Source organism: Parabacteroides sp. AF39-10AC (assembly GCF_003635405.1).
Lineage (GTDB): Bacteria > Bacteroidota > Bacteroidia > Bacteroidales > Tannerellaceae > Parabacteroides > Parabacteroides distasonis.
Genome location: NZ_QTLP01000003.1, coordinates 166522 through 181758 on the forward strand (window position 1 = coordinate 166522; position 15237 = coordinate 181758).

Consider the following 15237-nt stretch of genomic DNA (forward strand, 5'->3'; position numbering starts at 1 on the left):
TTCAGCATTCATTAATGCATTTAGTCTGCACAGAACTATGTTTAAAAGCATAATTAACAGATAGATAGCTAAGACCAAAAACCCTCCTGCCAGCTATCATAATGCAACAAGATCCCCAGTACAACTAAATTGAATTTGGCAATATCAATCAATATTATATTAGTTTTAGAATGTTTTATAACAGTTTGCTTTTTTATAATAAAAATTAGTATATTTGCGGCTGTGAATTTCTAGAGTCTTGGTATGTACATTTTTTTGATAAGTATTTTAACTGTAGTTCTGTGCAGACTATGGTCTCTCGAAAAAATAATGTGTGTCTAATTAACAAACAAATTCATTCTATGAAGCACAAATTAACGCTTGTACTACTCTCATTCTTTCTGGGAGTGCAGTGTATGGTCGCCCAGCAAATGAAGGTGACCGGTGTAGTGATTAATGAAGATGATGGGGAGCCTGTTATAGGTGCATCCATCGTAGTAAAAGGAACCACTATTGGAACCATTACCGATTTAGATGGTAAATTTGAGTTAGAAACTCAGAAAGATGCTAAGCTAATTATTTCTTATGTAGGTTTACGGACTCAAGAAACTACAGCTCAGCAAAACATGAGAATTGTTCTTTCTTCAGATTCTCAAGCTATAGATGAAGTTGTTGTCGTAGCTTATGGTACCGCAAAGAAAAGTTCTTTTACAGGTTCCGCATCCACGGTGGGTGCCGCTTTGATGGACAAACGTCCATTGAGTAACGCCCTCTCCGCATTAGAAGGAAACACTTCCGGAGTACAAATGACTTCCTCTATCGGACAACCGGGAGAAGCTGCTAAGGTAACGATCCGTGGTTTTGGTTCTGTAAACGCGGATAATGCTCCTTTATATGTAGTGGATGGCGCCATCTTCAGTGGTGATATCTCTTCTATCAGCCCATCTGATATCGAATCAATGACAATTTTAAAAGATGCCGCTTCTACATCTTTGTATGGATCTAGCGCAGGTAACGGTGTGGTTTTGATCACGACCAAGAAAGGTTCTACCAGCAGTGGCGCAGGTGTTACCTTGAGTATCTCACAAGGTTGGTCTAGCAGAGCTTATAACGATTACGCAAAAGTAGGTGTATACGATTATTATCCTTTGCAATGGCAAATGTTGAGAAACGCAAATATGTCACTCGGACAAAGTGCTGCCGACGCTGCCGCTAATGCTTCTAAAGATATTATCAACAAATTAAAATATAATCCTTTCGTAGGAATCGCCAATGACGCAATCGTGGGCACAGACGGTTTATTGAATCCATCAGCCTCGGCTTTAAAATGGGGTGAGGACCTTGATTGGGAAGATGCCGCTTACCGTACCGGACATCGCCAAGAATATAATGTAAGCTACAATACAAAAACAGAAAAGAGCGACACATATGCTTCCATAGGCTATCTGAATGATAAGGGATATATGATTAAGACAGACTTTGAGCGTTACAACGCACGCTTGAACTATAATATCTATCCAGTGAAATGGTTCAAGAGTGGATTGAATTTAGGTTTAAGTCGCACAAATTCCAATTATTCTACTTCTACTTCTAGCAACTCCGCTGGTTATGGTAACTTATCTCGTTTCATTCGTTCTATGGCACCGATCTATCCGGTACATAAGCATGATATTGAGACAGGGGCTTATTTGGATAAAGAAGGAAACGTAGTTACTGATCCGGCTTTATATACCTATGATTATGAAGGAGCCCGTATCTCCAGCAATGGACGCGACGGTATCGCTGAGGCCCTGTGGAACGATCGCTTGATGTCTACCACAAACTCTAGTGCCCGTACTTATGTAACGATCACTCCGATCGAAGGATTGAACTTAACAGTGAACTACGCATTTGACAATAAGGATGAACGCCGTAGAGTATATGAGAACCCAGAGGTAGGTGACGGAACCGCAGGACCGGGACGTTTGAACATCCGAAATAGAAACTACTTGACCCAGACTTTCAACCAATTGATCAATTACACAAAGACTTTTGGTAAACATAACATCGAAGCTTTGTTAGGCCATGAGAACTATAGCTACCGCTTCCAACATAACTATGGAATGAAGACCAACGAGATCGTTTCCGGAACATACGAGTATGGTAACTTCGTAAACGTAAGCTCAATGGAGTCTTACACACGCGAATATAAGAAAGAAGGATACTTCGCTCGTTTGAACTATGATTTCGATGATAAATATTATGTAACAGCCTCGTATCGTCGTGACGGTTCCTCTCGCTTTAGCAAGGATAACCGTTGGGGTAACTTCTGGTCATTCGGAGCATCTTGGCGTATCAGCCAAGAAGATTTCATGGAAAACTTGACTTGGGTGGACAATTTGAAACTGAGAGCATCCTACGGTGAAACCGGAAACGATGCCATCTATTATACAGATGATGACACACAACAGGATTACTATCCTTATCAAACCTTGTATAATTTGGGTATCAACAACGGTTCGGAAGCAGGTCTCTACTTCCCGACTATGGCAAACAATAATTTGAAATGGGAGACACAGGTTTCTACCGACGTCGCTTTAGAATTCGGATTGTTCGGTCGCTTAAATGGTACGGTCGAGTTCTTCCGTAAGGCCTCCAGAGACTTGTTATTCAATGTTAGCCAGCCGTTATCCAGTGGTGTCGAAAAGATCGTACAAAACATTGGTAAAGTTCGTAACCAAGGTGTGGAAATCGACTTAAACTACCAAGTATTAAAATCAAAAGATTGGAAATTATCAGTCGGCGCAAACGCTACATTCATCAATAATAAGGTAACTCGTCTGCCTGATGCCAACCGGAAAGATGGTATCATCAAAGACTCTAAGAAATTGATGGAGGGACATTCAATCTATGAGTTCTGGTTACGTCAATGGTGGGGTGTTAATCCTGATAACGGAGATGGATTGTATATCTTTGATGCCGAAAACAACACCGATGCGAATGGTAATATTAAAGATGCGGTAAAAAAGACACTTGTAGAGAAAGATGGTCAAGTATTGACAAACTCTTATAGCTATGCGAAATATGATTTCAGTGGTTCTGCCGTTCCGAAAGTATATGGTGGTTTCAATATCAATTTGAGCTATAAGGCATTCGACCTTTCTACCGTATTCTCTTATTCATTAGGAGGTAAGGTGCTTGACTCGAGTTATAGAGGATTGATGGATGTAGGTGAGTTCGGTTATGCGGTGTCACCGGATCTACATAACGCATGGACAACTCCGGGCCAGATCACAGATGTACCTCGTTTGGACAATAACTCAGGTCATGCGACTAGCATCGGACAATCCTATTCTACACGTTGGTTGACAAACGCAAATTACTTGAACTTGCGTACTGTAACTTTGGCTTACAACTTGCCTAAGTCTATCCTAAACGTTATCAACATCAAGAGTGCACGCGTCAATGTCAGCGCAGAGAACTTATTCATGTTGAAAGCCCGTCAAGGTCTGAATCCGCAAGCTAACTATGCCGGAGTATCTTACAATGAATATATGCCGGCTAAGAACTTTACGATCGGTTTAAATGTATCGTTCTAAATTCATAATACATCAAACAAAGGAAAAGATATGAAAAATATACAATTATTCAAACACATCGCAGCAGGACTGCTTCTAAGTGGCTCTCTGGTCGGCACAAGCTGTTCCAGCGATTATATGGATACAATCCCAACCGAGAACGTTTCATTCACGACAGTATCCACTTCGCTCGACAATCTTTATCTTGCACTGAACGGTATTCATCGTAAGATGGTATCTCAAGACTTAGGCAACCAAGGTTTGGGAGGTGAGCCCGGTTTCATCATCGGTCGAGAAGCGTTGGCTGATGATTTGACATGGGACACGCAGACTTGGCATCAAGGTTTCTTAAACTGGAGTTATCCAACGAACGCAACAAGTTCGTACAACTCCGGTGAGTGGGAAACTTATTATAAGTTCATTTTGAATGCAAACAACATCTTGAAAGCGTTGAATGATAACTTTAGCGATGAGTCAAAACTCACAGATAGCGAAAAAGCGCTTGCGAACCATATCAAGGGCGAGTGTTTGGCAATTCGTGCATGGAGTCATTTCAATCTAGTACAATATTATGCGAAACCATATCGTAACGGACAGGACAACTCTCAACCGGGAGTTCCTTATCGTACGAGTCCGGAAATCGAGCCTATGGCACGTAATACGGTAGAAGAGGTGTACACGAAGATTCACGGGGACTTAGACGAAGCGTTGAACTTATTGGCAGACTATGAGCCAAATGATAAGAATCATTATAGCCTAGCATCGGTTTACGGATTGAAAGCACGTGCTCTTCTGACTCAACAGAAATACGCAGACGCAGCTACGGCCGCAGTGAATTCTATCAATGAAGCAGAGAAAGATGGCTGTAAGATCATGTCTCAGTCTGAATTGATGAATGGTTTCGCTAATATCACTTCCGCTACGAAAGAGGCTATGTATGCCGCTATGACGCAGAATGACCAAACAGTTTATTTCTACTCTTTCTATGCGTATATGTCTTGGAACTTCAACTCCAGCTCTATCCGCACAGGTATCAAATGTATCAGCCAAAGTACTTACGACTTAATGTCGCCAACCGATCTTCGCCGTCAATGGTGGGATCCGACAGGAAAGGCAGAAGTACCCGCAACTTCTTACAACCAGCGTGTTTATCAGAACCGCAAGTTCACGGCACGCTCTACAGCTGATGCTGTAGGTGATTTTGCCTTCATGCGTATCAGCGAAATGTACTTGACAGCAGCCGAGGCTTTCGCTCGTTCCAATCAAGACGCAAAAGCAAAGGAATATTTGCAAGCCTTGTTGAAAGAACGTGATCCAGAGTACAAGGATTTGGGTAACACAGGCGCAAAACTAGCGGATGAGATCATGACACATCGCCGTATCGAACTTTGGGGCGAAGGTTTCCGTTGGTTCGACTTGAAACGTCTAGGTTTGCCATTGGATAGAACCGGTTCTAATTTTGACGCTACTTTCTGTGGCTTCTTGCACAAGGATCCGAATGCTGATGGCTGGATCTTCGAGATTCCAAAAAAGGAAACAGATTTCAACGACTTGATCGAAAAGAACTATTAACACTCTTTTTACGTTAACTTACATTAATCACAATCCCCAAAGTATACTTTAACAGGTTATCTTTGGGGATTTCTTATATCACTATTTATGAAAACAAATCATTTATTTTCAGCTCTGCTCTCTTTAGCGCTTATATGTCCTGGAATAGCGCAAGAAACACATTATCAACGTCCTCCTGCAGTTATCGAGGAAGTGGCCTTGGCCAAGCTTTCTCCTATCATCCGAATTAGTGATAACAATCAGTGGGCACTCCAGTTAGAGCGTTCCCCGTACCGGTCTATCGCCAAGCTTGCGCAACCGGAGCTTAAATTAGCGGGAATGCGTATCAGTCCCGAAACATTCAATACGAGCCGGCAAGCCGAATATACGGGTGCCAGTTTAATGAACATCGCTACTCAAGAAGAAATCAAGATAGAAGGAATTCCTGACAACGCAGTAATCACAGAAGCCTCATTCTCTCCTTCATCCAATAAGGTAGCTCTATTCGTGGAAGAAGCGGATGGCGTATACCTTTATATCTGTACCCCGGAACAGCCCATAGCGCAGAAAGTAAGTACCCGTAAAATCAACGCGACAAGTGGAGCGGAGATCTTATGGATTAGCGACAATGAGTTTATTACGCTTATGGTTCCGGGAAACAGGGGTAAGGCACCAAAGAAACCCACAGTTCCATCCGGTCCCATCATTCAAGAAAGTACTGGAAAGGTGATGCCCGCTCGTACCTATCAAGACTTGCTGAAAAATCCATACGACGAGCAATTATTCGACTATTATTTCACCTCCCAATTGGTACGTATAAAAGAGGGCATTGTGTACGAGATCGGAAAACCGGCAATCTACGGCAGTACGCTTTCATTATCCCCGGATAAATCTTTGTTACTTATCGCGACAGTTCATCGTCCGTATTCCTATCAAGTACCGGTATATAACTTCCCACAAAAGTTCGAGGTCATAGACTTACAAGGCAATTCCATTTATACGTTAGCGGATAATCCAACCGTCAATATTCCGATGGGATATGACACGACCTCGCCTTATCCCCGTCAATTCGGATGGAGATCGGATCAACCGGCTACCGTTTACTGGGCGGAAGCGCAAGATAAAGGAGATCCTAAGCAAAACAAGACCGATTTCATGGATATTATCTACCAAATAAGCTATCCGTTCAACAGCGAGAAACAGGAAGTCGCAAAGACAGAGAAACGTTTCCGCAACATCCTGTGGAATGACGATGCTTTCGCTTTATTGATCGAGACTTCCCGGGAGACTCGAAAAAACAGGACATTTACTTTTAAGCCTTGCTCTTCTGAGTCTCCGGTTCTATTATTCGATGTATCCACCGACGATAATTACAACAATCCGGGAAATCCACTTACGGTTAAAAATGCGTATGGCAAATATATCGTTTATACCAATAAAGCCCACAATGAGTTATTGATGCTTGCCCAAGGTGCCTCTCCTAAAGGGGATATGCCTTACCTTAGCCGTTACAATTTGAAAACAAAAAAGAACACGGAACTTTGGCGCTGCGAGGACGGATATTATGAGACCATCCTAAAGGTAGCGAATCCGGAAAAGCTGCAATTGATCACTTCACGTCAATCCATTACAGAACCGGCGAATCTCTGCTCTCGTGACTTGAGAAAGAAAAAATTCGCTCAATTGACTCATTTCGCCAATCCATATCCGGCCATGGCAAACGTTAGTAAACAAAAGATTAAATATAAACGTGCCGATGGATTGGACTTAACCGCAACGGTATATCTCCCTGCCGGATATGATAAGGCAAAAGAAGGCCCGCTACCCGTCTTGATGTGGGCTTACCCAAGAGAATACAAGAGCAAGGCCGAGGCATCCCAGGTACGTGGTTCCCAATACATGTTCACGAACATCAATTACGGATCACCAGTCTATTGGGTATTGAGAGGATACTGCGTAATGGAGAATGTCGAGATGCCGATCGTAAGCACGAGCGAGGGAGCGGAGCCAAACGATGATTTCATTGAGCAATTGACAATGAACGCCGAGGCGGCCGTAAAAGTCATTTCCGAGATGGGTGTAGGTGATCCGAATCGTGTAGCCGTAGGAGGACATTCCTATGGAGCTTTCATGACAGCGAATCTATTAACACATACCAAACTGTTCAAAGCCGGCATCGCACGTAGCGGGGCTTACAACCGTACGCTTACCCCGTTCGGCTTCCAAACAGAGACCCGTACTTATTGGGAAGTACCGGAAATATATAATGCCATGTCGCCATTCATGTCTGCCGATAAACTACATGGAGCTTTATTAATCATACATGGTGAGATGGATAACAACTCCGGAACCTTTCCGATCCAATCCGAGCGCCTGTTCAGTGCCCTAAAAGGCCACGGGGCGATCGCACGTTATGTGGTATTGCCCTATGAGAGTCATGGCTACGCCGCCAAAGAGAACATATTACATCTATTGTATGAATGTGACCTATGGCTGGATCGTTACGTCAAGAACGCAAAAAAGTAAGTAGTACTGACTTTGTCAATGAAGTATATATCCTCTGACAGGAAAAGTATATTTCCTCTAACCAGTGAAGTATATCTTCTATGAGGAAGCCAGCCGGCAGCCACCAATTGCCCTAAAACAACGATGCCCATCGTAAGGAGTTAAGAATGCCCATCGTAAACTCCTTACAATGGGCATTCTTAACTCCTTACGATGGGCATTCAAAGAAAGCCCTATCTGAGATTCGTTTATTTTAGCAATGAACAAGGACAAAGATGATCCTTCTCGATATCCTTGAAATAGTTATAAGTACCTACCTTAAGATCCGCGCAAGCCGCCTCATCGCAAACAATGATTCCCTTCGGATGCAACTGCAAGGCGGTAATTGTCCACATTTGGTTCACGGCGCCCTCAACGGCTTGTTGCAACGCACGAGCCTTGTTATGACCATTTACCATGATCAATACCTCCTTAGCGTCAAGAACCGTACCTACACCAACCGTTACAGAAGTCTTCGGAACTTTATTCACGTCATTATCAAAGAAACGGGAGTTAGCGATAATCGTATCTGTAGTTAACGTCTTGATACGAGTACGAGAACTCAAAGATGAACCCGGCTCATTGAACGCGATATGGCCATCAGGACCGATACCACCCAAGAACAGGTCTACGCCACCGACCGCTTTCATGCGAGCCTCATAAGACGCACACTCAGCCTCCAAATCCTCGGCGTTACCATTCAAGATATTTACGTTCTCCGGTTTGATATCGATATGACTGAAGAAATTATTCCACATGAAAGAATGATAGCTTTCCGGATGATCTTTCGGAAGGCCGACATACTCATCCATATTGAAAGTGATCACGTTCTGGAACGATACGACACCCTGCTTGTTCAATTCAATCAGGTTCTTGTACATACCCAGCGGAGAAGATCCGGTAGGCAAGCCCAGTACGAATGGTTTTTCAGCGGTTGGATTCGCGGCTTTGATCTTCGCTGCTACATAATTGGCAGCCCATTTTGAGAGTTGCTCGTAATTAGGTTCGATAATTAGTCTCATAACGTTATGTTTTTTAATTGAAAGTTGTATCAACTTTCTTGTTTATAAATTAGATTTGTCGTTAATTGTTTTCAATTTCCCAGCCATTTCCTTGCCCAAAGCTAAACACTCCTCGTATTTAGTAGCGCTTAAACCTTGCTTCTGCTCAACCGGCGTACCGACAGTCTCCCACTTCATCTTCTCGCCAAAAGCCGCCAAACGTTTCACGGCGGCTCCAGCCCATGTGAAAGACCCGAAATAACCGAAAATACGATTTTTCACTTCACGCAACTCGATCTTACTCAACACAGCTTCCACCTCCGGGAACAATTGATTGCTATAAGTCGGGCTACCTACGATCACTCCTTTATATTTGAACACATCTTTCAAAATATAAGAAGAAGGGCTTTTGCTAACATTATGCATCACGATATTCTTAATGCCATTATCAGCCAAAGAAGCGGCGATCGCCTCAGCCATCTGCTCCGTGTTACCATACATGCTGCCATAAATAATAACCACGCCTTCCTCACCTTCGTAGCGGCTCATACGGTCATAGATATCGATCGCTTTCGACGCATATTCACGCCAAACAGGTCCATGGGTAGAGCAAATCGTCTGGATATCCAAGCCCGAAAGCTTCTGTAATGCCCTTTGTACTGGACTTCCATATTTTCCGACAATGTTGGAGTAATAGCGAATCATCTCTTCCCAATAATGCTCCACATTCATCTCCGTATCGATCACACCACCATCCAATGTGCCATACGTACCGAACGCATCCGCAGAGAATACGATTTTATCCGTAACGTCATAAGTAACCATCACTTCCGGCCAATGCACCATCGGAGCCATATAAAATACAAGCTCATGACGACCCGTATTCAAGGTATCACCCTCTTTCACCTCAAACAAGCCTTCCTTGATGCCATGATATCCTTCCAGCATTCCGAAAGTCTTATTGTTTCCGACAATCTGTACGTCCGGATATTGCTGACGTAACAAACGGATACTACCCGCATGATCCGGCTCCATATGATTTACCACGAGATAATCCAAAGAACGTCCGTCCAAGGCATCCGCTACTTTTTTCAAGAAAATATCAGAGTAACAAACATCGACCGTATCGATCAATACGGTTTTCTCGTCTACGATCAAGTACGAGTTATAGGAAACGCCGTATGGCAACGGCCACATATTCTCGAAGAGGGCCTTTTGACGGTCATTAACTCCTACATAATAAACTTTATCCGCAATTTCTTTTAACTTGTACATCTTTTTTAATTGATAATTGATAATTGATAATTGATAATCACGAAGCGTGTGCTCTCTAATCTTCAATTTTCAATCTTTAATTTTCCATTTCTTAGTGCTCTCCAGACAAACCAGCACCCTGCCAAAACAAACGGGATACTTAGCCATTGCCCCATATTCAACATCATTCCAGCCTCGAAAGGCTCTTGGTCATTTTTCACGAATTCTATGAAGAAACGAGACCCGAATACGCATATCATAAATACGCCGAAGATAAGTCCTTGCTTTTTCCAAGCCTCTTTCTTGAAATATAGCCACATACAGATAGCGAACGTCACCAGATAACAAGCGGCCTCATACAATTGCGTCGGATGGCTCGGAGCGGTAAAAATAGGCTCCGCCCCCATTCTCCATGCGTGTAAATTATCGATAAAACGAAATCCCCAAGGCAAATCAGTGGAATGACCGTAAATCTCATGATTCATCAGGTTTCCCAGACGAATCATAGCAGCTACCAATCCTGTCGGAACCACCAACTTATCGAAAGCCCATAACATACTTTTATGGCTTACTCGCTTCGAGTAGAAATAAATGGCGATAATTATACCTAACGTACCACCATGGCTAGCCAAACCTCCCTCCCAAATCTTGAAAATCTCAATCGGGTTGGCTAAATAATATTCCGGCGCATAAAACAAACAATGCCCCAAACGGGCACCAATCACCGTACCGAGCATCGTATAAATCAAAAGGGAATCGATCCATGCGGGCGGCAGTCCCTCTTTTTTCCACATCCGCTCTACAATCATATAGCCAATAGCGAAACCAATCGCGAAAGCCAATCCATACCAACGAATCTCCCGGGAACCGATGGTAAAGATAGCGGGATCGGCAGTCCATGTAATAAAATCAAGCATAATTATTTCAGTTGGCAATTGACAATTGACAGTCGACAATCGCAAGTCAGGATTTCCCGAACTGTCAATTGCCTGCTGTCAACCATCAACTTATATTAAACGAGTCTTCTAATTAAGTTCTCTCTCTCGCCGTACAGCATATCGATTATCGGCAATTCGATCATCGTATATGCGCCCGGTTGTTGCTTCAAGCTCGCACGAGCGACAGAAACCAAGATTTGAGCGGTCAAGGCAGGGTTATTGATCTTCATATCGAATTCGATCAACTGGTTCTGAGTCTTGCCCGATACACCTTTACGAACCAAGTTCACACCATGTCCCATGTCCAACAAATTATCGACACATTCAACCTGCATTACATGAGTCTCATCATGAGCGAAATAATCATCCGCCTTGATAGCGGCAGACACTTGCTTGAAATCGTATCCGTCTTCCACCTCGATATAAACCATACGACGGTGTACACCTGTTCCCAAAGGAATCGTCATACTTAAAGCCGCTTTCACGCCTTCGATAGCCTTCACGGCAACCGTATGCCCCATACTCATTCCCGGACCGAAGTTCGTATAAGTAATACCTTTCGGCACCATCGCTTCTAACAAAGCACGTACCACTGAGTCGCTTCCCGGATCCCAACCAGCAGAAATTACAGCTACCGTATTATGAGCCTTCGCTACAGCGTCCAAAGAACGACGTAAATCCACGATACCTCCGTGGATATCGAAACTATCGACCGTATTGATGCCTAATGCCAGAATCTCTTTCGCATGCTCTTCCACGCTGCGTGTAGGAGTAGCCAAAACCGCTACGTCAACCTTATCTAACTTGGTGATGCTATCAGTAACCGTGTATGCCTTCAACTCGTCCGGAATATCATTCGGATTACGACGAATAATACCTGCTACCTCAAAATCCGGGGCAGCTTCAAGGGCCTCTAACACATATTTCCCGATGTTGCCATAACCTACGATGGCGGCTCTAATTTTCTTCATACTCTAGTTTTTACTTTTCAACCAACCGCAAAGTTAGATATAATTTAGAGCTTTAACAATAAGGAATACAGTTTTTATATCATTTTCAGAATGATATAGATCCTCACTCTTTCACGAATGAATCCGGATAGGTAGTAAGCTGCTCTACACCGGCTTTCGTACGAATCCAAGTCTTGAAGGTACGGGCTCCCTCGTTCAACTCGATCACACGTGCTCCATTTGGTATATGGATGTATTCCGTCGGACCACCCGTAAAACGACCGTAAGCCAATAATACGTCATACCAGCAAACCGCATAATCATCGTCATGATCATGGCCGACAAATACGCCCATCACGTCCCCGTTTTCCTTAATCGCCGTAAATAAGCCGGAATTCAAGGCCGGAGCGCATGCCTTTTCCCTACGTATGCCATAGAGTTGGGCATTCTCATCGGAAGACGCTTGATTAAACTCCGGCAATGCGATATGGAAGAAAGCCAAAGAAGGAACCGGCTCTCCCCCGTTATTCCGGGTAAACTCTGCGCTTTTCTTACAATACCAATCGATCTGGTCACGCTTAATATAATCGTATCCTTTTACCCCTTTGATAGTTGAATAGGTATTCGAGTCGATGCAATACAAAACGCAAGCATCCTTCTTACCATCGGACGAACGTACGGTCAAGGCGTAATTACCAACACCAGAGATTTCGGGGACCTCATCCGCCGTCAAACTATACGGTAGGCTTTCGGCTACTTTCAGCAACTCCTCTTTTGTCGCCCCCTGCTCATTATCATGATTTCCGAAAACAATGGAGAACGGTATTTTACGGTCGGAGACTGTCTTCAATACATTCCGCATATTTTCCAACGCAGGTTTGCTATAGATAATATCTCCCGTAAAAATCACCAAGTCCGGTTTCTCGTCATCCAACACTTGGTTCATACGCTCAAAAGCGATGTCCGAGCGAGGGTCTTGCCATTTTACATGCAAGTCCGTAAACTGTACAATCTTAAACTTCTTATCCGGATTAAACTTCAACCCCGGTTTCTGGGCAAATCCCAAAGAACTCAAGCCGGCGGCCAATAACAAGGCCCCGGCAAACATCCACTTTCTCACACTCATCAAATCTCGTGTTTTTTGTAATTAATAATTATTTATTCCTTTCCGAAACAAGCGTCGAACGCATGTGCGGAAGGTTGGAAATCCACTCTCTTCACCAATTCGCAAGATTCCCGTGCCCCATGTTCCCGATCCATAGCGCTATCTTCCCATTCCACGGAAAGCGGACCTTGATAGCCAATTGAATTCAAAGCACGGATAATCTCCTCAAAATTAATCTTTCCTCGTCCTAAGCTACGGAAATTCCAATATCGGCGGGGATCGCCGAAAGTAACATGACCGCCAAATATACCCACCTGCTTGGGGGTATCACTCCAATATACGTCCTTCATATGCACATGAAAGATACGCTCCGGAAACTGATAGATGAAATCCACATAGTCCACCCCTTGGTATCCTAGATGACTCGGATCATAGTTAAAACCGAAAGCAGGATGGTTATTTACCGCCTCCAATGCTCTGCGTGCGGAAAAAGTATCGAACGCGATCTCTGTAGGATGTACCTCCAACGCAAAACGTACACCCAGTTTCTGAAACTCATCCAAGATGGGCGTAAAGCGACGGGCGAAATCATCATACCCCTTTTGTATCATCGCGTCCGTTACCGGAGGGAAAGAATACAAATAATGCCAAATAGAACTACCCGTAAAACCTACAACCGTATCGACTCCCAGCATCTTTGCCGCATGAGCGGTCCGGATCATCTCCTCGGTAGCCCGTTGGTGAACCCCTTCCGGATCGCCATCTCCCCAAATATAATCCGGCAAGATCGCCTTATGGCGCTCATCGATATTATCGCAAACAGCCTGTCCTACCAAATGGGTAGAGATCGCATAAAGCCGTAAGTCATATTTCTTTAACAGATCCTTGATTCCTTGATAATAAGCCGTATCCGTACGTCGGACATCCACATGATCGGGAAGTCCCAATTCCACACCGTCGTATCCGAATTCTTTCGCTTTTTGACAAACTGTTTCCAGTGATAAATCTCCCCACTGGAGGGTATACAATGTTACAGGACGTGCCATAATAGTATTATTTTTAGTCGATTATTTTTATCCATTTATTCTCTGTCGATCCGGTAGCTACAATCGTCTCGATAAACCGCATGCCACGGACACCGTCTTCGGCGGAAGGGAAATCCAAGGTCTCAAGAGCCGGTTCCTCACCAGCCAGAATCGATTGCAAAGCCAAGGCGAAATTCCGATACAAATTAGCGAATGCCTCTATATAGCCTTCCGGATGCCCGCCCGGTGTACGGGAATTATGAGCGGCGATACCCGACATATATCCATTGGAAGTACGGACGATCTCCACCGGACGATCCGGCCAACGCATAACCATCGTATTCGGTTCTTCTTGACGCCATTCCAACCCACCTTTCTCTCCATACACACGAATATTCAAGCCATTCTCTACACCTACGGCGATCTGGCTAGCGGTCAGCACCCCTTTCGCACCTCCCTCATAACGGATCAATGCCGCCCCATCGTCATCCAAAAGACGATCCGGCACGAAGGTATTCAATTCACCGCATAATTCCACGGCCTTCAGCCCTGTTATATATTCCGCCAGATTAAACGCATGCGTCCCGATATCCCCCATGCAACCGGCCTTGCCCGACCGACCGGGATCCACCCGCCAAGCCGCCTGCTTATTAACATCAGCGCAGTCATTATATAGCCAGCCTTGAGGATATTCCACATAAATACGGCGTATCTTACCTAAATCCCCCCTGCGTACCCTTTCCCGAGCCTCCTTCACCATCGGGTAAGCGGTATAGGTATGAGTCAGCATAAACAATTTTCCGGTTTCCTTCACTTTGTCACGTAATTGTTTCGCCTCATCCAAGGTATATGTCATCGGTTTATCCAGCACGACATGAAAACCATGTTCCAACGCCATCATGGCCGGACCGAAATGCACATGATTCGGGGTAACAATAGACACAAAATCCATCCGTTCGCCTTCAGGCAGGGCGGCCTCTTTCTCTATCATTTCCTGATAAGATGCGTAAATACGATTATCCGGTAAAAATAAAGATTGTCCGGTAGCCAATGAATTCTCCGGGCGAGAACTGAAGCATCCACAGACCAACTCGATCTGTCCGTCTAAATTAGCGGCGATACGATGAACGGCCCCGATAAACGAGCCTTGTCCTCCACCGACCATTCCCATTCTGATTTTTCGTTTCATGGTATTATTCCGTTTTATTAAACTAAGGTAATTACATTGTTGATTCACAAAGCTATGAAAAATAACCCTGCGTACGCCAATTTAACAGCTTAATATTTTTTAATTCACAAAATATATCGTTCCTTTGCGTCAAACATTTACCAA

Annotated in this window: 10 protein-coding genes; 3 read left to right on the forward strand and 7 right to left on the reverse strand. The window is 44.0% G+C overall.

Annotated elements, in window-relative coordinates:
- Window positions 1-341 precede the first annotated feature (341 nt).
- The 3 genes from DW033_RS04075 (at window position 342) to DW033_RS04085 (ending at window position 7613) form a co-directional block, all read left to right on the forward strand.
- Window positions 342-3557 (forward strand): TonB-dependent receptor, encoded by a 3216-nt coding sequence (locus DW033_RS04075; RefSeq protein WP_121960642.1) that lies wholly within the window; start codon window positions 342-344, stop codon window positions 3555-3557.
- Between the two features lie 30 nt (window positions 3558-3587).
- On the forward strand, window positions 3588-5108 hold the full coding sequence (locus DW033_RS04080) for a RagB/SusD family nutrient uptake outer membrane protein (RefSeq protein ID WP_048927167.1): 1521 nt from the start codon (window positions 3588-3590) through the stop codon (window positions 5106-5108).
- A gap of 87 nt (window positions 5109-5195) precedes the next feature.
- Window positions 5196-7613 (forward strand): prolyl oligopeptidase family serine peptidase, encoded by a 2418-nt coding sequence (locus tag DW033_RS04085; protein ID WP_122368988.1) that lies wholly within the window; start codon window positions 5196-5198, stop codon window positions 7611-7613.
- Between the two features lie 227 nt (window positions 7614-7840).
- Here DW033_RS04085 and nagB read toward each other — a convergent pair whose 3' ends face one another.
- The 7 genes from nagB to DW033_RS04120 form a co-directional block, all read right to left on the reverse strand.
- Window positions 7841-8653 (reverse strand): glucosamine-6-phosphate deaminase, encoded by an 813-nt coding sequence (nagB, locus tag DW033_RS04090; protein ID WP_005859323.1) that lies wholly within the window; start codon window positions 8651-8653, stop codon window positions 7841-7843.
- Between the two features lie 42 nt (window positions 8654-8695).
- Window positions 8696-9907 carry an FprA family A-type flavoprotein gene (locus DW033_RS04095; protein WP_005867620.1) on the reverse strand — a complete coding sequence of 404 codons (1212 nt, stop codon included), beginning with the start codon at window positions 9905-9907 and terminating at the stop codon, window positions 8696-8698.
- A gap of 62 nt (window positions 9908-9969) precedes the next feature.
- Window positions 9970-10803 (reverse strand): prolipoprotein diacylglyceryl transferase, encoded by an 834-nt coding sequence (gene lgt / locus DW033_RS04100; protein ID WP_005859327.1) that lies wholly within the window; start codon window positions 10801-10803, stop codon window positions 9970-9972.
- 95 nt (window positions 10804-10898) lie between these two features.
- The gene (locus DW033_RS04105; protein WP_005867618.1) at window positions 10899-11795 is read right to left on the reverse strand and encodes a diaminopimelate dehydrogenase; all 897 of its coding nucleotides are present in this window, start codon (window positions 11793-11795) and stop codon (window positions 10899-10901) included.
- A 103-nt stretch (window positions 11796-11898) separates the two neighbouring features.
- Entirely contained in the window at window positions 11899-12900 is a 1002-nt protein-coding gene (locus tag DW033_RS04110; RefSeq protein WP_083434096.1) for a metallophosphoesterase family protein, read from the reverse strand.
- Between the two features lie 32 nt (window positions 12901-12932).
- Window positions 12933-13925, reverse strand: coding sequence for a sugar phosphate isomerase/epimerase (locus tag DW033_RS04115; protein ID WP_005859333.1), 993 nt, complete (start codon window positions 13923-13925; stop codon window positions 12933-12935).
- Between the two features lie 13 nt (window positions 13926-13938).
- Window positions 13939-15093 (reverse strand): Gfo/Idh/MocA family protein, encoded by a 1155-nt coding sequence (locus DW033_RS04120; RefSeq protein WP_048927165.1) that lies wholly within the window; start codon window positions 15091-15093, stop codon window positions 13939-13941.
- Window positions 15094-15237: the final 144 nt, after the last annotated feature.

Coding starts and splice junctions, on each gene's coding strand:
- DW033_RS04075 (WP_121960642.1), top strand. CDS start 342: ATGAAGCACAAATTAACGCTTGTACTACTCTCATTCTTTCTGGGAGTG.
- DW033_RS04080 (WP_048927167.1), top strand. CDS start 3,588: ATGAAAAATATACAATTATTCAAACACATCGCAGCAGGACTGCTTCTA.
- DW033_RS04085 (WP_122368988.1), top strand. CDS start 5,196: ATGAAAACAAATCATTTATTTTCAGCTCTGCTCTCTTTAGCGCTTATA.
- nagB (WP_005859323.1), bottom strand. CDS start 8,653: ATGAGACTAATTATCGAACCTAATTACGAGCAACTCTCAAAATGGGCT.
- DW033_RS04095 (WP_005867620.1), bottom strand. CDS start 9,907: ATGTACAAGTTAAAAGAAATTGCGGATAAAGTTTATTATGTAGGAGTT.
- lgt (WP_005859327.1), bottom strand. CDS start 10,803: ATGCTTGATTTTATTACATGGACTGCCGATCCCGCTATCTTTACCATC.
- DW033_RS04105 (WP_005867618.1), bottom strand. CDS start 11,795: ATGAAGAAAATTAGAGCCGCCATCGTAGGTTATGGCAACATCGGGAAA.
- DW033_RS04110 (WP_083434096.1), bottom strand. CDS start 12,900: ATGAGTGTGAGAAAGTGGATGTTTGCCGGGGCCTTGTTATTGGCCGCC.
- DW033_RS04115 (WP_005859333.1), bottom strand. CDS start 13,925: ATGGCACGTCCTGTAACATTGTATACCCTCCAGTGGGGAGATTTATCA.
- DW033_RS04120 (WP_048927165.1), bottom strand. CDS start 15,093: ATGAAACGAAAAATCAGAATGGGAATGGTCGGTGGAGGACAAGGCTCG.